The following is a 19,711-nucleotide window of genomic DNA, read 5'->3' on the forward strand; positions in this document are numbered from 1 at the left end:
TTCTGATGGGGCGGTCGCGCATGGCGCGACCGCCCCATCAGCCTTTATAAGATGGTTTTATGACTGTCTCCGTGGTGCCGGCACGGCACCCGATGGACCCGGACCCGGTGGCCTCCACCAAATCGCGGGCGGTTTTTGTGCTCGGGCTTGTGGGGCTGCTCACCGGTGTGTTCGTGGGTGGGGTCATCCCGGCCACCCTCGCCCTGCTGCTGGCCCGGCAGGCGCATCGTGAGGCATATGCGGCAGGCGGCTATCTGACCGGCTCAGCGTGGATCCTGCGGGGCCGGCGGCTGGCCTGGGCCGGCCTGGTGCTGGCATTGACGTCGCTGGTGGTCGCCGTGATCGTCGCCCTGCTGCATCTGGCGACGGCGCCCGGGGGACAGGACTTCGCACCCGGCACCGACTGATGCCGGGCTGCGCCCCGGCTCGTACGGGTGACATGCTTTCGGTATGACCCAGCCGCCGCAGTCCTCCTACTACGGCCCGCCACCTCAGCATCACTACGGCCCGCCGCCGGTGGCCCCGCCCTCAGCGGGCTGGGAGCTGGACCGGGTCGATGCGGTCGGCGGCACCGGGTTCGGCCTGGCGCAGCTGCGTGTCGCGCCCATCACGTCCGGGCTGGCGATCGGCTCGCTGGTGGCCGGCATCGGCTCGATCCTGGTCTCGGTGCTGGCTCTCTGCTTCAACGGTGTCGGCGCCGCCGAGGGCTGGGGTGTCTGGGTCGGTGGCGCGTTCACTCTCCTCAGCGTCCTGGCCGGTGGGGGAGCGGTGGCGGCCGGGATGATCGCTCTGCGGCAGATCCGCCGCTCCGGCCAGGTCGGCCGGGTCCGGTTCACCGGGCGGGGTGTCGGCATCGCCGGCATCATCTGCGGAGCGGCAGGCGCGGGAATAGGTCTGCTGGCTCTGTTGCTGGGACTGGTGTTGCAGATGTCCTGAACGGCCCCTCGGCGAGCGCCGTCCGGGAGCGTGCGACCCCTGTTCCGGCACCGCGACGATGTCACGCAGAAGCACCCGGTACACTGGTATACGGAGATGTCCATCATGGGAACCCGGCCCTCATTTTGACCTGGGTGCTCGTGATGGGTAATCTTTCCCTTCGTGCCCGGGCTAGCCCGGGCAACTCGTGCGTGCACCCGATTCGGAACGTGCGACGGGTATTGCAGCACGACGGGCGGAACCCGGTGAGGGTTCCTGTCCCGACAAAGACAAGAAAGACCCGGAGCGCGTGGGTAACCACGCGTAACGGGACCGTGAGCCGGACGACACGCCCGACCGCGGGTGTGGGAGACGCCCCTCCTGGGCGGCCCCCGCACACAGAAGCAGACTTACTCGGTGCGGCCGTAACACAAGGAAACGGCCGAAGGGAGCGGAGAAACCCGGTGCCCACGATCCAGCAGCTGGTCCGAAAGGGCCGCCAGGCGAAGACGAGCAAGACGAAGACGCCGGCGCTGAAGGGAAGCCCCCAGCGGCGCGGCGTGTGCACGCGCGTCTACACCACTACCCCCAAGAAGCCGAACTCTGCGCTGCGCAAGGTCGCTCGTGTGAAGCTGAGCAGCCAGATCGAGGTCACGGCTTACATCCCGGGCGTCGGTCACAACCTCCAGGAGCACTCCATCGTGCTCGTGCGCGGCGGCCGTGTTAAGGACCTTCCGGGCGTCCGTTACAAGATCGTCCGTGGTTCGCTGGACACCCAGGGTGTCCGGAACCGCAAGCAGGCCCGCAGCCGTTACGGCGCGAAGAAGGAGAAGAGCTGATATGCCGCGTAAGGGACCCGCTCCGCGCCACCCTGTGGTCGCAGACCCGGTGTACAACTCCCCGCTGGTGACTCAGCTGGTCAACAAGATCCTGGTGGGCGGCAAGCGCCAGCTCGCCGAGCGCATCGTCTACGGCGCCCTTGAGGGTGCCCGCGAGAAGAGTGGTGGCACCGACCCGGTGGTCATCCTCAAGCGCGCGATGGACAATGTGAAGCCGACCCTCGAGGTCCGCAGCCGCCGCGTTGGTGGCGCGACCTACCAGGTTCCGGTCGAGGTTCGCACTCCGCGGCAGTCGACCCTTGGTCTTCGCTGGCTCGTCCAGTACTCGAAGGCCCGCCGTGAGAAGACCATGATCGAGCGCCTCCAGAACGAGCTGCTCGACGCCAGCAACGGCCTTGGTGCCGCTGTCAAGCGTCGCGAGGACACTCACAAGATGGCGGAGTCCAACAAGGCCTTCGCGCACTACCGCTGGTAAGACCCTGCTGCGGGCCCGGCCATGTGCCGGGCCACGGCAGTCGTACCGGTCCACGAGACGACGACGAAGAAAAGTAGGGATGGAAGTGGCCGCCGCAGACGCGCTCGCCAAGGTTCGCAACATTGGCATCATGGCGCACATCGACGCTGGTAAGACCACGACGACTGAGCGCATCCTGTTCTACACCGGCATCACGTACAAGATCGGTGAGGTCCACGAGGGCGCAGCCGTCATGGACTGGATGGAGCAGGAGCAGGAACGCGGTATCACCATCACCTCCGCCGCCACGAAGTGCGAGTGGAAGGGCTACACGATTCAGATCATCGACACGCCCGGCCACGTCGACTTCACGGTCGAGGTCGAGCGGTCGCTGCGTGTGCTCGACGGCGCGGTTGCGGTCTACGACGGCGTTGCCGGCGTGGAGCCGCAGACTGAGAACGTCTGGCGCCAGGCGGACAAGTACCACGTCCCCCGGATGTGCTTCGTCAACAAGCTCGACCGGACCGGCGCGGACTTCTTCCGTTGCGTGCAGATGATGATCGACCGGCTGAACGCCACGCCGCTCGTTCTGCAGATCCCGATCGGGCTTGAGGGCGACCACATCGGCGTCGTCGACCTGATCAACATGAAGGCGCTCACCTGGCGCGGGGAGACCCAGAAGGGTGAGGACTACGCGATCGAGGAGATCCCGGCCGATCTGGCCGACTCCGCGGCCGAGTGGCGCGAGAAGCTCATCGAGACCCTCGCCGACGTCGACGACGCGGTGATGGAGAAGTACCTCGAGGGCGAAGAGGTTTCGATCGACGAGATCAAGGCCGCCATCCGGCGCGCCACGATCGCCAGCAAGGCCAACCCGGTCCTGTGCGGCTCGGCGTTCAAGAACAAGGGCGTTCAGCCCATGCTCGACGCCGTCGTCGACTACCTGCCGTCGCCGCTGGACGTTCCGGCCATCGAGGGCACGGCCACCGACGGCGAGACGCCGATGCTGCGCAAGCCGTCGAACTCCGAGCCGTTCTCGGGCCTGGCCTTCAAGATCCAGACCGACAAGCACCTCGGCAAGCTCACGTACGTCCGGGTCTACTCCGGCACGCTCGACTCCGGTTCCCAGGTGGTCAACTCCACCAAGGACCGCAAGGAGCGGATCGGCAAGATCTACCAGATGCACGCGAACAAGCGTGAGGAGCGCGCCACCGCGCAGGCCGGCGACATCATCGCCGTCCAGGGTCTCAAGCAGACCACCACCGGTGACACGCTGAGCGACCCGGCGAACCCGGTCATCCTGGAGTCGATGACCTTCCCGGAGCCGGTTATCCAGGTCGCCATCGAGCCGAAGACCAAGTCGGACCAGGAAAAGCTGGGCACCGCGATCCAGCGTCTGGCCGAGGAGGACCCGACTTTCCGCGTCTTCAACGACGAGGAGACCGGGCAGACCATCATCGCCGGCATGGGCGAGCTCCACCTCGACATCCTCGTCGACCGCATGCGGCGCGAGTTCAACGTCGAGGCGAACATCGGTAAGCCGCAGGTGGCGTACCGCGAGACCCTCCGCGGCAAGGTGGAGAAGCTCTCGTACGTCCACAAGAAGCAGACCGGTGGCTCGGGCCAGTACGCGAAGGTCGTCGTCACCGTCGAGCCGCTGCCGCTCGAGGCTGACGGCCCGACCTACGAGTTCGTGAACGCCGTCACCGGTGGCCGCATCCCCAAGGAGTTCATCCCCTCGGTGGACGCGGGTGCGCAGGACTCCCTGCAGTACGGTGTCCTCGCCGGCTACCCGCTCGTCGGCGTGAAGTTCACGCTGGTGGACGGTCAGTACCACGAGGTCGACTCCTCCGAGATGGCGTTCAAGATCGCTGGCTCCATGGCGATGAAGGAAGCAGCCCGCAAGGCTGACCCCGCGCTGCTGGAGCCGATGATGGCCGTTGAGGTCACCACCCCTGAGGACAACATGGGTGACGTCATCGGCGACCTCAACTCCCGCCGCGGCCTGATCCAGTCGATGGAGGAGCGCTCCGGCGCCCGCGTCGTCAAGGCTCTGGTTCCGCTGTCGGAGATGTTCGGCTACGTCGGCGACCTCCGGTCGAAGACGGCCGGCCGGGCGAGCTACAGCATGCTGTTCGACTCCTACGCCGAGGTTCCTGGGAACGTGGCGAAGGAGATCATCGCCAAAGCGACAGGTGCCTGACACCCGTCCTTGATCGATGAGGCACGTGCGGCCCGTCGAGGGCCGCACGTGCACTAGCAGTCGACAGAGTCCTGAGCGCCTTATCGGCGTGCCGGGCGAAAAGTAATGATCAGTCCACAGGAGGACACCAGTGGCGAAGGCGAAGTTCGAGCGGACTAAGCCGCACGTCAACATCGGCACCATTGGTCACATCGACCACGGTAAGACGACGCTGACTGCGGCCATCACGAAGGTCCTGCACGACGAGTTCCCCGAGCTGAACCCGTACACCCCGTTCGACGAGATCGACAAGGCGCCTGAAGAGAAGGCCCGTGGTATCACGATCTCGATCGCACACGTCGAGTACCAGACCGCGGCGCGTCACTACGCGCACGTGGACTGCCCCGGCCACGCCGACTACATCAAGAACATGATCACCGGTGCCGCGCAGATGGACGGCGCGATCCTGGTGGTTGCCGCGACCGACGGCCCGATGCCGCAGACCAAGGAGCACGTGCTCCTGGCCCGCCAGGTCGGCGTTCCGTACATCGTCGTCGCCCTGAACAAGAGCGACATGGTCGAGGACGAGGAGCTCCTGGAGCTCGTCGAGCTCGAGGTTCGCGAGCTGCTCAGCACCTACGAGTTCCCGGGCGACGACCTGCCGGTCGTTCGCGTGTCGGCGCTCAAGGCCCTCGAGGGTGACCCCGAGTGGACCGGCAAGCTCCTCGAGCTGATGAACGCGGTCGACACCGCGATCCCGCAGCCCGAGCGTGAGACCGAGAAGCCGTTCCTCATGCCGATCGAGGACGTCTTCACGATCACCGGCCGTGGCACCGTGGTTACCGGTCGCGCCGAGCGTGGCATCCTCAAGCCGAACGAGGAGGTCGAGATCGTGGGTATCCGCGAGAAGTCGACCAAGACCGTTTGCACCGGCATCGAGATGTTCCGCAAGCTGCTCGACGAGGCTCGCGCTGGCGAGAACGTCGGCCTGCTGCTCCGCGGCATCAAGCGCGAGGACGTCGAGCGCGGCATGGTCGTCGTGAAGCCGGGTACCTCTACTCCTCACACGGAGTTCGAGGGCCAGGTCTACATCCTCTCAAAGGAAGAGGGCGGCCGGCACACCCCGTTCTTCCAGAACTACCGCCCGCAGTTCTACTTCCGTACCACGGACGTCACCGGCGTCGTCACGCTGCCCGAGGGCACCGAGATGGTCATGCCGGGCGACTCCACCTCCATGTCCGTGAAGCTGATCCAGCCGATCGCCATGGAGCAGGGCCTGAAGTTCGCGATCCGTGAGGGTGGCCGCACCGTCGGCGCCGGAACGGTCACGAAGATCACCAACTAATTGACGGATGTTCACGGTGTGATGTCGTGAACAACCCTCATCGGTGACCCCGATTAGCGTTGTCGGAGACAATCCGGCATACTAGTCAGGTTGCGTCCGCGCGGGGTGGGCAGCTGCTCGTTCAGTTGCCCACCCTCGCCGGGTGTCCGGGTGTGTTCTTTGGCCACCCGCCACCCTTAGATCCCCGTGATCGACCCGCTTCAGGCAACTGAGGCGGAATCAGAGTGCCCAGCATTCTGGGGCACGGCGCGACACGCCCGACCGCGGGGGTCGGACAACGCAGGATCATTGGTCCTGCGGGCATGCGGAAGCCACCGCTTCCGCACGTAGCGGCATCGAGAGAAGGAAACAGAAGCCACCATGGCGGGACAGAAGATCCGCATCCGGCTCAAGGCCTATGACCACGAGGTCGTCGACTCCTCGGCGCGGAAAATCGTCGAGACGGTGACGCGCACCGGGGCACAGGTCGCAGGCCCGGTGCCGCTGCCCACGGAGATCAACCGTTTCTGCGTGATCCGTTCGCCGCACAAGTACAAGGACTCGCGCGAGCACTTCGAGATGCGCACGCACAAGCGACTGATCGACATCATCGACCCGACTCCGAAGACGGTCGACTCGCTTATGCGCCTCGACCTGCCGGCTGGGGTCGACATCGAGATCAAGCTGTAGGGATCCGACAAATGGACAGGCAAGTAAAGGGGATCCTGGGCGCCAAGCTCGGCATGACCCAGGTCTGGGACAACAACAAGGTTGTTCCGGTGACCGTGGTGCAGGCCGGCCCGTGCGTCGTGACCCAGGTCCGCACCGATGAGAAGGACGGCTACTCCGCTGTCCAGCTGGCATACGGCTCGATCGACCCCCGCAAGGTCAACAAGCCTGAGGCCGGCCACTACGCCAAGGCCGGTGTGTCGCCGCGGCGCCACCTCGTGGAGCTGCGCACCGCCGACGCCGGCGAGTACGAGCTCGGCCAGGAAGTCACTGTCGACGGTTTCGCCGCGGGCGGCTCGATCGACGTGACCGGCAAGACCAAGGGCAAGGGCTACGCCGGCGTTATGAAGCGGCACGGCTTCCACGGTCTGCGTGCCAGCCACGGTGTCGAGCGCAAGCACCGCTCGCCCGGCTCCATCGGCGCCTGCGCGACCCCGGGTCGTGTCTTCAAGGGCGTCAAGATGGCGGGTCGCATGGGTGGCAAGCGCTTCACCGTGCAGAACCTGACCATCCAGGCGGTCGACGCCGAGCGCAACCTGATCCTGGTCCGCGGCGCGGTTCCCGGTCCCAAGGGCGCTCTCATCCTGGTCCGTACCGCGGCGAAGAAGGGCGGTGCCAAGTGAGCTCGGTTGACGTGATCAACGCCGAGGGCAACAAGGCCGGCTCGGTTGACCTGCCCGGCAACGTCTTCGACGTCCAGGCGAACATCCCGCTGATGCACCAGGTCGTCGTGGCCCAGCTGGCCGCGGCCCGCCAGGGTACGCACAAGGCGAAGACCCGCGGTGAGGTCGCCGGCGGCGGCAAGAAGCCGTACAAGCAGAAGGGCACCGGTCGCGCCCGTCAGGGCTCGATCCGCGCGCCTCAGTTCACCGGCGGTGGCGTCGTGCACGGTCCCGTGCCGCGTGACTACAGCCAGCGGACCCCCAAGAAGATGAAGGCCGCCGCTCTGCGTGGCGCCCTCTCCGACCGGGCCCGTGACGGCCGCCTGTTCGTCGTCGAGTCCTTCGTCAGCGGCGAGAAGCCGTCGACCAAGGCCGCCGTCGCGACGCTGCGCAAGGTCGTACAGACGAGCAAGGTTCTCGTCGTTCTGGACAGCCAGGACGAGCTGAACTGGATCTCGCTGCGTAACGAGCCGTCCGTGCACCTCATCGAGGCCGGCCAGCTGAACACGTACGACGTGCTGGTCGCCGACGAGGTGGTCTTCACCAAGGTCGCGCTCGACGAGTTCCTGGGTGGTTCGGCCGAGACGTCCGAGGAGGGCGACAAGTGAGCACGATCGCCGACCCGCGCGACATCATCGTCGCCCCGGTGGTCTCTGAGAAGAGCTACAGCGTTCTTGACCAGAACTGGTACACGTTCCTCGTCGACCCTGACGCGAACAAGACCCAGATCAAGATCGCGATTCAGCAGATCTTCAACGTCCGCGTGCTGTCCGTGAACACCGCGAACCGTGAGGGCAAGCGCAAGCGGACCCGCACCGGCTGGGGCCAGCGTAAGGCCACCAAGCGCGCGATGGTGAAGCTGGCTGACGGTGACCGCATCGAGGCCTTCGGCGGCCCGGTCAGCTAAGGGGTTTACATCATGGCTATCCGTAAGTACAAGCCGACTACGCCGGGCCGCCGCGGCTCGAGCGTCGCCGACTTCGCTGAGATCACCCGGTCGACGCCGGAGAAGTCTCTGCTGGTTCCGCTGCCCAAGAAGGGTGGCCGCAACGTCCACGGCCGGATCACCACCCGGCACCAGGGCGGTGGCCACAAGCGGCAGTACCGGCTGATCGACTTCAAGCGCAACGACAAAGACGGCGTGCCGGCCAAGGTCGCTCACATCGAGTACGACCCCAACCGCACCGCTCGCATCGCGCTGCTCCACTACGCGGACGGCGAGAAGCGTTACATCGTGGCGCCGAAGGACCTCAAGCAGGGTGACCGGGTCGAGTCGGGCGTTGGCTCCGACATCAAGCCCGGCAACAACCTGCCCCTGCGCAACATCCCGGTCGGTACGACGATCCACAACGTGGAGCTTCGTCCCGGCGGTGGCGCCAAGCTGGCCCGTTCGGCCGGCGTGGGCATCCAGCTTCTCGGCCGTGAAAGTGTGTACGCCACGCTGCGTATGCCTTCCGGCGAGATCCGTCGCGTCGACGTGCGCTGCCGCGCCACCGTCGGCGAGATCGGCAACGCTGACCAGTCGAACATCAACTGGGGCAAGGCTGGTCGTATGCGGTGGAAGGGCAAGCGCCCGACCGTCCGTGGTGTCGCCATGAACCCCGTCGACCACCCGCACGGTGGTGGTGAGGGTAAGACCTCGGGTGGTCGCCACCCGGTGAACCCGGCGGGTAAGCCTGAGGGCCGTACCCGTCGCAAGGGCCAGCCGAGCGACAAGCTGATTGTTCGCCGCCGCTACGCCACCCGCAAGCGCGGGTAACGGGAGTAGAAGATGCCTCGCAGCCTGAAAAAGGGCCCGTTCATTGACGACCACCTCCTCAAGAAGGTGGAAGTCCAGAACGAGAAGAACTCTAAGAACGTCATCAAGACCTGGTCGCGACGCTCGACGATCATCCCCGACATGCTCGGGCACACGATCGCCGTGCATGACGGCCGCAAGCACGTCCCGGTCTTCATCAGTGAAGCCATGGTCGGTCACAAGCTCGGCGAGTTCGCTCTGACCCGGACGTTCAAGGGTCACGAGAAGGACGACCGCAAGAGCCGTCGTCGCTAGTCAGTCCACGGATAAGAAAGGGGTTACAGCGATGCCAGTAAAGAACGACGCTCCGGCGCTTCCGGGCTCTCGCGCAGTTGCGAAGCACGTCCGCATCTCGCCGAGCAAGGCACGCCGTGTCGTCAACCTCGTCCGCGGTCTGCCCGCGAAGGAGGCCCTGACGGTCCTGCAATTCGCGCCGCAGTCGGCGAGCGAGCAGGTCTACAAGGTGGTCGCGAGCGCCATTGCGAACGCGGAGAACAACGAGCGGCTCGACCCCGACGCACTCCTCATCAGTGAGGCGTTCGTCGACGAGGGCCCCACGCTCAAGCGGTTCCGTCCGCGGGCGCAGGGCCGGGCCTACCGGATCCGCAAGCGCACGTGTCACATCACCATTGCGGTCGAGGCGGTTCAGACGACCCGTCCGGCGAAGAAGGCCACGGCGAAGAAGGCCACTGCGGCCGCTGAGCCGAAGGCTGCCGAGTCCCAGAGCACGGAGGGTGCCGAGTAATGGGTCAGAAGGTTCACCCCACTGGGTTCCGTCTCGGCATCTCCACCGACTGGAAGAGCCGCTGGTTCGCGGACAAGCTCTACAAGGACTACATCGGCGAGGATGTCAAAATCCGCCGCATGATGTCCAAGGGCCTCGAGCGCGCCGGCATCTCCAAGGTGGACATCGAGCGGACCCGCGACCGGGTACGCGTCGACATCCACACCGCCCGGCCGGGCATTGTCATCGGCCGGAAGGGTGCGGAGGCCGACCGGATCCGTGGCGAGCTCGAGAAGCTCACCGGCAAGCAGGTCCAGCTGAACATCCTCGAGGTCAAGAGCCCCGAGTCGGACGCTCAGCTCGTGGCGCAGGGCGTCGCCGAGCAGCTGTCCAGCCGGGTCAGCTTCCGTCGGGCGATGCGCAAGGCCATGCAGTCGGCCATGAAGAACCCGATCTGCAAGGGCATCCGTGTGCAGGTCTCCGGTCGCCTCGGCGGCGCGGAGATGAGCCGCACGGAGTTCTACCGTGAGGGTCGCGTTCCGCTGCACACGCTCCGCGCGAACATCGAGTACGGCTTCTTCGAGGCCCGTACCACGTTCGGTCGGATCGGCGTGAAGGTCTGGATCTACAAGGGCGACGCCGTTCCGGGTCGTGAGGCTGTGGCTGAGGCGCCTGCGCGCCCCCGCCGCGACCGCGCTGACCGTCCCGAGCGTCCGCGCCGTGGCCGTTCCGGTTCGTCCGGCACGACCGCCGGCGGCACCGAGGCCGGCCGTGCGGCCCAGGCCGCGTCGGCCGCTGATGAAACCGCCGCTGCTCCGGTTGCGGCCGAAACGCAGCAGGAGGGCTGAGCCATGCTGATGCCGCGTAAGCCCCCGAAGGGCTTCCGCAAGCCGCACCACCCGGACCGCAGTGGCGCGTCCAAGGGCGGCAACCGGGTCGTCTTCGGCGAATTCGGTATCCAGGCGCTGGAGCCCGCGTACGTGACCAACCGGCAGATCGAGTCGGCGCGTATCGCAATGACCCGCCACATCAAGCGTGGTGGCAAGGTCTGGATCTCGATCTTCCCGGACCAGGCCCTGACGAAGAAGCCTGCCGAGACCCGCATGGGTTCCGGTAAGGGTTCTCCCGAGTGGTGGGTGGCGAACGTCAAGCCGGGACGCATTCTCTTCGAGATGTCGTTCCCGAACGAGACGGTCGCGCGTGAGGCGATGCGCCGCGCGATTCACAAGCTCCCGATGAAGTGCCGCATCGTGACACGCGAAGTGGGTGAAAGCTGATGGCAGCGGGCGTTAAGGCAACCGAGCTGCGCGAACTCTCCGACGAGGAGCTGGTCGCGAAGGTTCAGGAGGCCAAGGCGGAGCTGTTCAACCTTCGCGTGCAGCGTGCGACCGGGCAGCTCGACAATCACCGTCGACTCCAGGTTGTTCGCAAGGACATTGCGAAGATCTACACGATCATGCGCGAGCGCGAGCTTGGGCTCTCAATTGCGCCGGATGAGGTGACAGCATGAGTGAAAACACGGCTGCACCGCGCGCCCAGCGCAAGACGCGTGAGGGCCTCGTGGTCAGCGACAAGATGGACAAGACCGTCGTGGTCGAGGTCGAGGACCGGGTCAAGCACGCCCTGTACGGCAAGGTCATCCGCCGGACCCGCAAGCTCAAGGTGCACGACGAGCAGAACGCCGCGGGTATCGGTGACCGGGTCCTGATGATGGAGACCCGGCCGCTCTCCGCCACCAAGCGGTGGCGGATCGTGGAGATCCTCGAAAAGGCCAAGTGAGTGCGCTGGGCCGGCTTCGGCCGGCCCAGCGGCCCATCGTTCCGCCAAGCTTCGGGCGAGTTTTTCCGGAGAACTGGCAGACATAGGAGACAGACGTGATCCAGCAGGAGTCGCGACTGCGCGTCGCCGACAACACGGGTGCCCGGGAGATTCTGTGCATCCGCGTACTCGGCGGCTCCGGTCGCCGTTACGCGAGCATCGGCGACGTCATCGTGGCCACGGTCAAGGACGCTATCCCGGGTGCCGGTGTGAAGAAGGGTGACGTCGTGAAGGCGGTCGTCGTTCGCACCGCCAAGGAAAAGCGGCGTCCCGACGGCTCGTACATCCGCTTCGACGAGAACGCCGCCGTCATCATCAAGGACGGCGGGGACCCCCGCGGCACCCGCATCTTCGGCCCGGTCGGGCGCGAGCTGCGCGACAAGCGGTTCATGAAGATCATCAGCCTGGCGCCGGAGGTGCTCTGACCGTGAAGATTAAGAAGGGCGACACGGTCGTCGTCATCGCCGGCAAGGACAAGGGTGCCAAGGGCAAGGTCATTGCGGCCTTCCCGCGGCAGGACAAGGTCCTGGTCGAGGGCGTCAACCGGGTCAAGAAGCACGAGCGCATCCGCACGAACCAGCGGGGCTCGAAGACCGGTGGCATCGTCACTCAGGAAGCCCCCATCCACATCTCGAACGTGCAGGTGCTGGACGACCAGGGCAAGCCGACCCGCATCGGTTACCAGATCGACGGGAACGGCAACAAGGTCCGCATCGCGCGTACGACCGGTAAGGAACTCTGATGACTGCCGCCACCGAGACCAAGACGCTGCCGCGCCTCAAGCAGAAGTACCGCTCTGAGGTTGCGCCGGCCATCAACGAGCAGTTCACGTACGGCAACCCCATGCAGATCCCCGGCCTGGTCAAGGTCGTCGTGAACATGGGTGTCGGCGAGGCTGCTCGTGACGCCAAGCTGATCGACGGCGCGGTTCGGGACCTGACCACCATCACCGGTCAGAAGCCGCTGGTGCGCCGGGCGACCAAGTCGATCGCGCAGTTCAAGCTGCGTGAGGGCATGCCGATCGGCGCGAAGGTCACCCTTCGTGGCGACCGGATGTGGGAGTTCCTGGACCGGCTGCTGTCGATCGCGCTGCCGCGTATCCGTGACTTCCGCGGCCTCGACAGCCGGAAGCTGGACGGGCACGGCAACTACACCTTCGGTCTGACCGAGCAGTCGGTGTTCCACGAGATCGACCAGGACCGGATCGATCGTCCGCGGGGCATGGACATCACGGTGGTCACCACCGCCAAGACCGACGACGAGGGCCGGGCGCTGCTCAAGCTCCTGGGCTTCCCGTTCAAGGAGAACTGAGCATGGCGAAGAAGGCCCTGATCATCAAGGCTGCCGCGAAGCCCAAGTTCGCCGTGCGTGCCTACACCCGCTGCCAGAAGTGCGGTCGCCCGCACTCGGTGTACCGCAAGTTCGGCCTCTGCCGGGTTTGCGTGCGGGACATGGCCCACCGTGGTGAGCTCCCCGGCGTGTCCAAGGCCAGCTGGTAACCCATCCAACCGCCCCGCCCGCCGCTCGTCAGCGGAGTAGTGGCTGGGTTTGTGCAATACCGCTTCGCCGTAGGCCCGTTCGCGGGAACCCCGGCGAGAAAGGTTGACGAATACCCATGACGATGACGGACCCGATCGCAGACATGCTCACGCGTCTGCGTAACGCCAACCAGGCGTACCACGACAAGGTGACGATGCCCTACTCGAAGATCAAGGCGAACATCGCCGAGGTCCTCAAGGCTGAGGGTTACATCGCCTCGTGGTCGTCTGAGGAGCCCGAAGAGGGCGCGGTCGGCAAGCGTCTGGTCGTTGAGCTCAAGTACGGCCAGAACCGTGAGCGCAGCCTCGCCGGCATCAAGCGCGTCTCGAAGCCCGGCCTGCGGGTTTACGCCAAGTCCGACGAGCTGCCCCGTGTGCTCGGTGGTCTCGGTGTCGCGATCATTTCGACGTCCCAGGGACTGCTGACCGACAAGCAGGCCCGCAAGCGGAGCGTAGGCGGGGAAGTCCTCGCCTTCGTCTGGTAACTGGAGACTTAGACAATGTCGCGAATCGGACGTAAGTCGATCCCGGTGCCGACCGGCGTCGACGTCACCATCACGGGCCAGACCGTCAAGGTCAAGGGCCCCAAGGGCGAGCTCTCGCACACCGTCGCTGAACCGATCACGGTTGAGAAGGACGGCAGCGAGCTGCACGTCAACCGCCCCAACGACGAGCGCAAGGCCAAGGAACTTCACGGCCTCTCGCGCACGCTGGTCGCCAACATGATCGTCGGCGTCACCGAGGGCTACAAGAAGACGCTCGAGATCAACGGAACCGGTTACCGCGTGACCGCCAAGGGCAAGGACCTGGAGTTCGCTCTCGGTTTCTCGCACCCGGTGAACATCGTGCCGCCGACGGGTATCACCTTCTCCGTGGAGAAGCCGACCCAGTTCACGGTTGCGGGCATCGACAAGCAGCTCGTCGGTGAGGTCGCCGCGAACATCCGTAAGATCCGCCCGCCGGAGCCGTACAAGGGCAAGGGCGTCAAGTACCAGGGCGAGGTCATCCGCCGCAAGGCTGGAAAGGCAGGTAAGAAGTGACCGCCACGCTGCTCAAGCGCCGCAACGGCGGCGGGGTCTCCGCCGCGCGTGCCGTTGGCAAGGCGCGTCGGCACTTCCGGGTCCGCAAGAACGTTCGCGGTTCGGCCGAGCGTCCGCGCCTGGTCGTCACCCGTTCCACGCGGCACATCACCGCGCAGATCATCGACGACCTGGCCGGCCACACTCTGGTCTCGGCGTCCACGCTCGACACCTCGATCCGTGGTGGCGAGGGCGCGAAGAGCGCCCTGGCCGGCAAGGTCGGCGCGCTCCTGGGCGAGCGGGCCAAGGCCGCGGGCATTTCCAAGGTCGTCTTCGACCGCGGTGGCAACAAGTACGCGGGCCGGATCGCCGCGCTTGCGGACGCCGCCCGCGAAGCCGGACTCGAGTTCTAGGAGGAATTGACCAATGCCTGGTCAGCAGCGCCGAGGCGGCGGGTCCGGCGGTAACACCGAGGGTGGCAACCGCCGGGACAACCGTCGCGAGGGCGGCCGCGGTAACGCGCCCGTCGAAAAGACACCGCATCTCGAGCGGGTCGTCGCGATCAACCGTGTTGCGAAGGTCGTCAAGGGTGGTCGTCGCTTCAGCTTCACCGCCCTGGTGATCGTCGGCGACGGTGACGGCACCGTCGGTATCGGTTACGGAAAGGCCAAGGAGGTGCCCGCGGCAATCGCCAAGGGCGTCGAGGAGGCCAAGAAGCACTTCTTCAAGGTTCCGCGTATCGGTGCGACAATCCCGCACCCGATCACGGGCGAGGCTGCCGCGGGTGTCGTCCTGCTCAAGCCGGCTTCCGCTGGTACCGGCGTTATCGCCGGTGGCCCGGTGCGGGCCGTGCTCGAGTGCGCGGGCATCCACGACATCCTCTCGAAGAGCCTCGGCTCCTCGAACCCGATCAACATCGTGCACGCGACCGTGGCCGCTCTCAAGGGCCTCGAGTCGCCGGAGATGGTCGCGGCTCGCCGCGGTCTCCCGGTTGAGGACGTGGCGCCGGCTGCGATGCTGGCGGCGCGTGCGGAAGCGGCGGTGCGTTGATGGCACGCTTGAAGGTCACCCAGGTCCGGTCCGGTATCGGTCGCAAGCAGAACCAGCGGGACTCCCTGCGTTCGCTCGGCCTCAAGCGGATCAACGACGTGGTGGTCAAGGAGGACCGCCCCGAGATTCGGGGCATGATCTTCGCCGTGAACCACCTCGTGAGTGTTGAGGAGGTCGAGTAATGGCGATCAAGGTTCACCACCTGCGCCCGGCGCCCGGTGCCAAGACCGCGAAGACCCGTGTGGGTCGCGGTGAAGGCTCCAAGGGCAAGACTGCTGGTCGTGGTACCAAGGGCACCGGAGCCCGCAAGAACACTCCGGCATCGTTTGAGGGTGGGCAGATGCCTATCCACATGCGCCTGCCGAAGATGAAGGGCCTCCGGAACAGGCCGCGTAACAAGGTCGTCTTCCAGGTCGTCAACCTGGACCGCCTTGCCGAGCTGTTCCCGAACGGTGGCGAGGTCGGCCCGGCCGAGCTCGTCCAGGCCGGCGCGGTTCGCAAGAACCTGCCGGTCAAGGTTCTGGGCACGGGCGAGCTGGGAGGCGTGTCGCTGACCATCTCGGCGCACGCGTTCAGCGAGTCGGCCAAGGAGAAGATCGCTGCTGCCGGTGGTTCGGTCACCGAGCTGTAGCACGTGACAACGGCAGAGGCCGTGGCACCGGATCAGTCCGGTGCCACGGCCTCTTCGTTTATTTCCGCTGGGTGAGTGGCTGGTGACGCGCAGGAGGCCCTGTGCGTCGCCTGAGGCGGCGAATGCACCCGGAACCGGGCGGAACACGGTCGTAACATCTGGAGCCCTCAGAGGCGTTCTGAACGGGCCGCGCTGCCGTATGGTGGGAACCGGCCGGGAACGGGTGACCGGCCAAGGTGGAGCACGCCCGGTTCGGCCACTGATACAGACAGTTGTGTTGTACTGATGCATCGGACCATGCCACGCCGGTGGTTGAGTTCTCGGCGTTGCTGATACAGTGCTCCGCTGGCGGCCTATATGGCTGCCCAATGATGTGTGCCCGAACTTCCGGGATAACGCAACCCAGAGTGTGGCGACTACGCAGGAGGATCAGTTGTTGTCCGCCTTCTCGAGCGCGCTTCGGACGCCTGACCTGCGGAAGAAGCTACTCTTTACGGTAGCGATTGTCGCGATCTACCGTCTCGGTGCCACTCTCCCCAGTCCCGGTGTGTCATACGCCAACGTGAAGGCCTGCCTGGCCCTCACCGAGGCCTCCGGCAACGGCGTGCTGAACCTGCTCAACCTCTTCTCCGGCGGTGCGCTGCTTCAGCTCTCCGTTTTCGCGCTGGGCATCATGCCGTACATCACGGCATCGATCATCCTGCAGCTGCTCACGGTCGTCATTCCGCGACTCGAGCAGCTCCGCAAGGAAGGCCAGAGCGGCCAGGCGAAGATCACCCAGTACACCCGGTACCTGACGCTGGGCCTCGCTGTCCTCCAGGCCTCCGCGTTCGTCGCTCTGGCCCGGACCGGCCAGCTCTTCGGTAACGTGTGTGACCAGGACAACCCGGCGTACCAGATCATCCCGGAGAGCACGGGCCTGCCGATGTGGCTGACCCTGACCGTCCTGGTGATGACGATGACCGCCGGCACCGGCGTGGTCATGTGGCTCGGCGAGCTGATCACCGACCGCGGCGTCGGCAACGGCATGTCGGTCCTGATCTTCACCTCGATCGCTGCCCGCCTCCCCGGCGAGGGCTGGACGATCAAGACCTCCAGCGGCACCGGCAAGTTCCTGCTGGTCATCGGCCTGGTTCTGGTCATCATCGCTCTGGTCGTCTTCATCGAGCAGGCACAGCGACGCATCCCGGTCCAGTACGCGAAGCGCATGATCGGCCGGCGGATGTACGGCGGCACCTCCACCTACATCCCGCTGAAGGTCAACCAGGCTGGTGTCGTTCCGGTCATCTTCGGGTCCTCGCTGCTGTACCTCCCGCAGCTGTACCTGCAGTTCTTCGACCAGAACAACCTCAAGGGTTACCAGATCTGGATCCAGAACAACCTGGCTGACCCGACGAGCCCGATCTACATCGGCCTCTACTTCCTGCTGATCATCTTCTTCACTTACTTCTACGTGTCGATCACGTTCAACCCGACTGAGGTCGCGGAGAACATGAAGAAGTACGGTGGTTTTGTTCCGGGCATCCGTCCGGGCAAGCCGACCGCCGACTACCTGGACTTCATCCTCAGCCGTATCACGCTGCCGGGCGCTCTTTACCTGGCCCTGATCTCGGTTCTGCCGAACTTCTTCTTCATCTGGCTCAACCAGCAGCAGTACCAGAACTTCCCGTTCGGTGGTACCGCAGTGCTGATCATGGTGGGCGTGGGTCTGGAGACGGTGAAGCAGATCGAGAGCCAGCTCATGCAGCGGAACTACGAAGGGTTCCTCCGGTAGTGGGGACGCAGGGCCGGGGGGCTCTGGCGTCTACGGTGGGCGTGGTTTCTCCTGACCGAAGCGAGGCGATGTAGGTGCGGCTGGTACTGGTGGGCCCTCCGGGGGCCGGCAAGGGAACCCAGGCTGAGTTCATCGCCGCCCATCTCGCCGTGCCGAAGATCTCGACCGGGGACATCTTCCGGGCCAACGTCTCGCAGGGGACGCCGCTGGGCGTCGAGGCCAAGCGGTACATGGACGCCGGGCAGCTGGTGCCGGACGAGGTGACCATCAACATGGTCCGCGACCGGCTCGCCGAGCCCGACGCCAGCGACGGCTTCCTGCTGGACGGGTTCCCGCGTACGGTGCCGCAGGCTCAGGCGCTGGACAAGCTCCTGGCCGACCTGGGCACCGCCCTGGATTTGGTCATGGAGCTCGTGGTCGACGATGACGAGGTGATCCGCCGGCTCTCGGGCCGGCGGACCTGCCGTGGTTGCGGAAAGATCTGGCACGTCGAGTTCGACCCGACGAGCAAGGACAACATCTGCGACCGCTGCGGCAGCGAGCTGTTCCAGCGCGACGACGACAAGGCCGACACGATCGCCAACCGCCTGGTTGAGTACGCGGACAAGACCGCGCCCCTTGTCGACTTCTACGGCGCCCAGGGCAAGCTGGTCGGCATCGACGCGACGGGCCCGGTAGAGGACGTCACCGTGCGTGCGATCGACGCGCTGCGCTCCTACGGGGGCTGACGTGGGGCGTAACGACCAGAACATCCAGCTGAAGACGCTGGAGCAGATCGAGCTGATGCGCGCGGCCGGCCTTGTTGTCGCGGCCGCGCTGGACGCCATGCGGGACGCGGTCGCGCCGGGTGTCTCGACGGCCGACCTCGACGCGGTCGCGGAGAAAGTGATCCGCGACGCCGGAGCGGTCCCGTCGTTCAAGGGCTACCACGGGTTCCCGGCCTCCATCTGCGCGTCGGTGAACGAGCAGGTGGTGCACGGGATCCCGAGCACTGACCAGATCCTGCGCGAGGGCGACCTGATCTCCCTGGACTGCGGGGCGATCCTGGAGGGCTGGCACGGCGACTCGGCGATCACCGTCGGGGTCGGCGAGACGGACCCGGCCCTGCTGCGGATGGCCGAGGTGGCCGAGGACGCCATGTGGGCCGGCATCGCCGCGGCTGCCCGTGGCGTCGCCAACGGCCGGGGCCGGCTGACGGACATCTCCTTCAACATCGAGAAGGCCGTCCGCAAGGCCGGCCGGTACGGGATCGTCGACGGTTACGGCGGCCACGGCATCGGCACCGAGATGCACCAGGACCCGCACGTGCTCAACCACGGCAAACCGGGCCGCGGCGTCCGGGTGATCGCGGGCATGGCCCTGGCGATCGAGCCGATGATCACGATGGGCTCACCGCGCACGGTGGAGCTCGACGACGGCTGGACCGTGGTGACCCGGGACGGCTCCCGGGCCGCGCACGTGGAGCACACGATGGCCCTGCTCGAAGACGGCGTCTGGGTGACAACCGCCCACGACGGCGGCCGCGGCCGCCTGGGCGACCTCGTGACATCCCGCCAGCCGTAAAGCCAAAGCATCCCAGCGGCCCTCCAGCCGTAAGGCCAAAGCACTCCAGCGGCCCTCCAGCCGTAAGGCCAAAGCACTCCAGCGGCCCTCCAGCCATAAAGCCAAAGCACCCCCGAAGCCTCAGCGTCCTGCCAGTCGTAAAACCAGGCCCGGTGACACTCAGCCGTGGCCTGGGTGGATTGCGGCTGGCATGCTGGGGCTCATGGGGCGCGAGGGAATGCGTGCGAGTGACGCCGACCGCCAACAGGTCGCGGATCAACTGAAGGCCGCACTCGACGAGGGCCGGCTGGATCTGAACGAGTACGACGACCGGATTCAGAAGGCGTACGGAGCGACGACCTACGGCGACCTGGACGGGCTGCTTGACGATCTGCCGGGCACGATCCCGGTGCAGAAATCCCGGATCGAGCCCGCGCACAAGTCGCCGGTGGAGACCGCGGGCGCCCCGGAGCGGAAGAACGGGGTCCGGCCCATGCTCGGCATCTTCGTGATCTGCACGATCATCTGGGGCATCACGAGCCTGACTTCCGGCGACGCCCACTACTTCTGGCCGATGTGGGTTTTGATCCCGGTTGCCTTCGCTGTGCTGGCGCGACTCGGAGATCGGGACAAGCGCCGCCACTGAGGCGATAAAGTGGTACTTGTCCGGTGCAGACACGCCCGACCCCGGGTTACGGAACCCTCGGTTTGT

31 protein-coding genes are annotated in these 19,711 nt (G+C 66.0%); all 31 read left to right on the plus strand.

Going from position 1 to position 19,711, the window contains the following annotated elements:
* The first annotated feature begins 59 nt into the window (after positions 1-59).
* The 31 genes from ACQP2E_RS02815 (at position 60) to ACQP2E_RS02965 (ending at position 19,645) form a co-directional block, all read left to right on the plus strand.
* On the plus strand, positions 60-407 hold the full coding sequence (locus tag ACQP2E_RS02815) for a hypothetical protein (RefSeq protein ID WP_433828325.1): 348 nt from the start codon (positions 60-62) through the stop codon (positions 405-407).
* Positions 408-516: 109 nt separating this feature from the next.
* Positions 517-936 (plus strand): hypothetical protein, encoded by a 420-nt coding sequence (locus ACQP2E_RS02820; RefSeq protein WP_433833734.1) that lies wholly within the window; start codon positions 517-519, stop codon positions 934-936.
* 443 nt (positions 937-1,379) lie between these two features.
* The gene (rpsL, locus tag ACQP2E_RS02825; RefSeq protein ID WP_014440718.1) at positions 1,380-1,754 is read left to right on the plus strand and encodes a 30S ribosomal protein S12; all 375 of its coding nucleotides are present in this window, start codon (positions 1,380-1,382) and stop codon (positions 1,752-1,754) included.
* Position 1,755: 1 nt separating this feature from the next.
* The gene (rpsG, locus tag ACQP2E_RS02830) at positions 1,756-2,229 is read left to right on the plus strand and encodes a 30S ribosomal protein S7 (RefSeq protein WP_433828326.1); all 474 of its coding nucleotides are present in this window, start codon (positions 1,756-1,758) and stop codon (positions 2,227-2,229) included.
* An 85-nt stretch (positions 2,230-2,314) separates the two neighbouring features.
* Positions 2,315-4,411: an elongation factor G gene (gene fusA, locus ACQP2E_RS02835; protein WP_433828327.1), complete on the plus strand. Its 2,097-nt coding sequence runs from the start codon at positions 2,315-2,317 to the stop codon at positions 4,409-4,411.
* 130 nt (positions 4,412-4,541) lie between these two features.
* Positions 4,542-5,735 carry an elongation factor Tu gene (tuf, locus tag ACQP2E_RS02840; protein ID WP_433828328.1) on the plus strand — a complete coding sequence of 398 codons (1,194 nt, stop codon included), beginning with the start codon at positions 4,542-4,544 and terminating at the stop codon, positions 5,733-5,735.
* Between the two features lie 360 nt (positions 5,736-6,095).
* On the plus strand, positions 6,096-6,404 hold the full coding sequence (gene rpsJ / locus ACQP2E_RS02845) for a 30S ribosomal protein S10 (RefSeq protein ID WP_007073037.1): 309 nt from the start codon (positions 6,096-6,098) through the stop codon (positions 6,402-6,404).
* Positions 6,405-6,415: 11 nt separating this feature from the next.
* Positions 6,416-7,066, plus strand: a complete 651-nt coding sequence (gene rplC, locus ACQP2E_RS02850; RefSeq protein WP_433828329.1) for a 50S ribosomal protein L3 — start codon at positions 6,416-6,418, stop codon at positions 7,064-7,066.
* Positions 7,063-7,713 (plus strand): 50S ribosomal protein L4, encoded by a 651-nt coding sequence (rplD, locus tag ACQP2E_RS02855; protein WP_433828330.1) that lies wholly within the window; start codon positions 7,063-7,065, stop codon positions 7,711-7,713. Before rplC ends, rplD begins: the two co-directional genes overlap by 4 nt.
* Complete coding sequence (rplW, locus tag ACQP2E_RS02860) at positions 7,710-8,012, plus strand: 50S ribosomal protein L23 (protein WP_111648506.1); 303 nt, start codon at positions 7,710-7,712, stop codon at positions 8,010-8,012. The genes rplD and rplW overlap by 4 nt, the downstream gene beginning before the upstream one ends.
* Positions 8,013-8,024: 12 nt before the next feature.
* Complete coding sequence (rplB, locus tag ACQP2E_RS02865; protein WP_433828331.1) at positions 8,025-8,864, plus strand: 50S ribosomal protein L2; 840 nt, start codon at positions 8,025-8,027, stop codon at positions 8,862-8,864.
* A gap of 12 nt (positions 8,865-8,876) precedes the next feature.
* Positions 8,877-9,158, plus strand: coding sequence for a 30S ribosomal protein S19 (gene rpsS, locus ACQP2E_RS02870; protein WP_092548802.1), 282 nt, complete (start codon positions 8,877-8,879; stop codon positions 9,156-9,158).
* Positions 9,159-9,189: 31 nt separating this feature from the next.
* Complete coding sequence (gene rplV / locus ACQP2E_RS02875) at positions 9,190-9,648, plus strand: 50S ribosomal protein L22 (protein ID WP_433828332.1); 459 nt, start codon at positions 9,190-9,192, stop codon at positions 9,646-9,648.
* Positions 9,648-10,475, plus strand: a complete 828-nt coding sequence (gene rpsC / locus ACQP2E_RS02880; protein WP_433828333.1) for a 30S ribosomal protein S3 — start codon at positions 9,648-9,650, stop codon at positions 10,473-10,475. Before rplV ends, rpsC begins: the two co-directional genes overlap by 1 nt.
* Before the next feature lie 3 nt (positions 10,476-10,478).
* Positions 10,479-10,904: a 50S ribosomal protein L16 gene (rplP, locus tag ACQP2E_RS02885; RefSeq protein ID WP_014440729.1), complete on the plus strand. Its 426-nt coding sequence runs from the start codon at positions 10,479-10,481 to the stop codon at positions 10,902-10,904.
* Positions 10,904-11,137: a 50S ribosomal protein L29 gene (gene rpmC / locus ACQP2E_RS02890; protein ID WP_433828334.1), complete on the plus strand. Its 234-nt coding sequence runs from the start codon at positions 10,904-10,906 to the stop codon at positions 11,135-11,137. Before rplP ends, rpmC begins: the two co-directional genes overlap by 1 nt.
* The gene (gene rpsQ / locus ACQP2E_RS02895) at positions 11,134-11,406 is read left to right on the plus strand and encodes a 30S ribosomal protein S17 (RefSeq protein ID WP_433828335.1); all 273 of its coding nucleotides are present in this window, start codon (positions 11,134-11,136) and stop codon (positions 11,404-11,406) included. The genes rpmC and rpsQ overlap by 4 nt, the downstream gene beginning before the upstream one ends.
* 95 nt (positions 11,407-11,501) lie before the next feature.
* Entirely contained in the window at positions 11,502-11,870 is a 369-nt protein-coding gene (gene rplN / locus ACQP2E_RS02900) for a 50S ribosomal protein L14 (RefSeq protein WP_007073026.1), read from the plus strand.
* Entirely contained in the window at positions 11,867-12,187 is a 321-nt protein-coding gene (gene rplX, locus ACQP2E_RS02905) for a 50S ribosomal protein L24 (RefSeq protein WP_433833736.1), read from the plus strand. Before rplN ends, rplX begins: the two co-directional genes overlap by 4 nt.
* Positions 12,187-12,756 (plus strand): 50S ribosomal protein L5, encoded by a 570-nt coding sequence (gene rplE, locus ACQP2E_RS02910; protein WP_111648499.1) that lies wholly within the window; start codon positions 12,187-12,189, stop codon positions 12,754-12,756. The genes rplX and rplE overlap by 1 nt, the downstream gene beginning before the upstream one ends.
* A gap of 2 nt (positions 12,757-12,758) precedes the next feature.
* Entirely contained in the window at positions 12,759-12,944 is a 186-nt protein-coding gene (locus tag ACQP2E_RS02915; RefSeq protein ID WP_014440734.1) for a type Z 30S ribosomal protein S14, read from the plus strand.
* 116 nt (positions 12,945-13,060) lie between these two features.
* Positions 13,061-13,468, plus strand: a complete 408-nt coding sequence (gene rpsH, locus ACQP2E_RS02920) for a 30S ribosomal protein S8 (protein ID WP_111648498.1) — start codon at positions 13,061-13,063, stop codon at positions 13,466-13,468.
* 15 nt (positions 13,469-13,483) lie between these two features.
* Complete coding sequence (gene rplF / locus ACQP2E_RS02925; protein WP_433828336.1) at positions 13,484-14,023, plus strand: 50S ribosomal protein L6; 540 nt, start codon at positions 13,484-13,486, stop codon at positions 14,021-14,023.
* The gene (gene rplR / locus ACQP2E_RS02930; protein WP_111648496.1) at positions 14,020-14,415 is read left to right on the plus strand and encodes a 50S ribosomal protein L18; all 396 of its coding nucleotides are present in this window, start codon (positions 14,020-14,022) and stop codon (positions 14,413-14,415) included. Before rplF ends, rplR begins: the two co-directional genes overlap by 4 nt.
* A 13-nt stretch (positions 14,416-14,428) precedes the next feature.
* Complete coding sequence (rpsE, locus tag ACQP2E_RS02935) at positions 14,429-15,052, plus strand: 30S ribosomal protein S5 (RefSeq protein WP_111648495.1); 624 nt, start codon at positions 14,429-14,431, stop codon at positions 15,050-15,052.
* Positions 15,052-15,234: a 50S ribosomal protein L30 gene (rpmD, locus tag ACQP2E_RS02940; protein ID WP_014440739.1), complete on the plus strand. Its 183-nt coding sequence runs from the start codon at positions 15,052-15,054 to the stop codon at positions 15,232-15,234. The genes rpsE and rpmD overlap by 1 nt, the downstream gene beginning before the upstream one ends.
* Complete coding sequence (rplO, locus tag ACQP2E_RS02945; RefSeq protein WP_433828337.1) at positions 15,234-15,683, plus strand: 50S ribosomal protein L15; 450 nt, start codon at positions 15,234-15,236, stop codon at positions 15,681-15,683. The genes rpmD and rplO overlap by 1 nt, the downstream gene beginning before the upstream one ends.
* Before the next feature lie 433 nt (positions 15,684-16,116).
* Complete coding sequence (gene secY, locus ACQP2E_RS02950; RefSeq protein WP_433828338.1) at positions 16,117-17,457, plus strand: preprotein translocase subunit SecY; 1,341 nt, start codon at positions 16,117-16,119, stop codon at positions 17,455-17,457.
* Between the two features lie 74 nt (positions 17,458-17,531).
* Complete coding sequence (locus ACQP2E_RS02955; RefSeq protein ID WP_111648492.1) at positions 17,532-18,185, plus strand: adenylate kinase; 654 nt, start codon at positions 17,532-17,534, stop codon at positions 18,183-18,185.
* Between the two features lie 55 nt (positions 18,186-18,240).
* Positions 18,241-19,020: a type I methionyl aminopeptidase gene (map, locus tag ACQP2E_RS02960; protein ID WP_433833738.1), complete on the plus strand. Its 780-nt coding sequence runs from the start codon at positions 18,241-18,243 to the stop codon at positions 19,018-19,020.
* A gap of 202 nt (positions 19,021-19,222) precedes the next feature.
* Positions 19,223-19,645, plus strand: a complete 423-nt coding sequence (locus tag ACQP2E_RS02965; RefSeq protein WP_433828339.1) for a DUF1707 SHOCT-like domain-containing protein — start codon at positions 19,223-19,225, stop codon at positions 19,643-19,645.
* The last annotated feature ends 66 nt before the right edge of the window (positions 19,646-19,711 follow it).

It is taken from the genome of Actinoplanes sp. CA-015351, assembly GCF_050955685.1.
Lineage (GTDB): Bacteria > Actinomycetota > Actinomycetes > Mycobacteriales > Micromonosporaceae > Actinoplanes.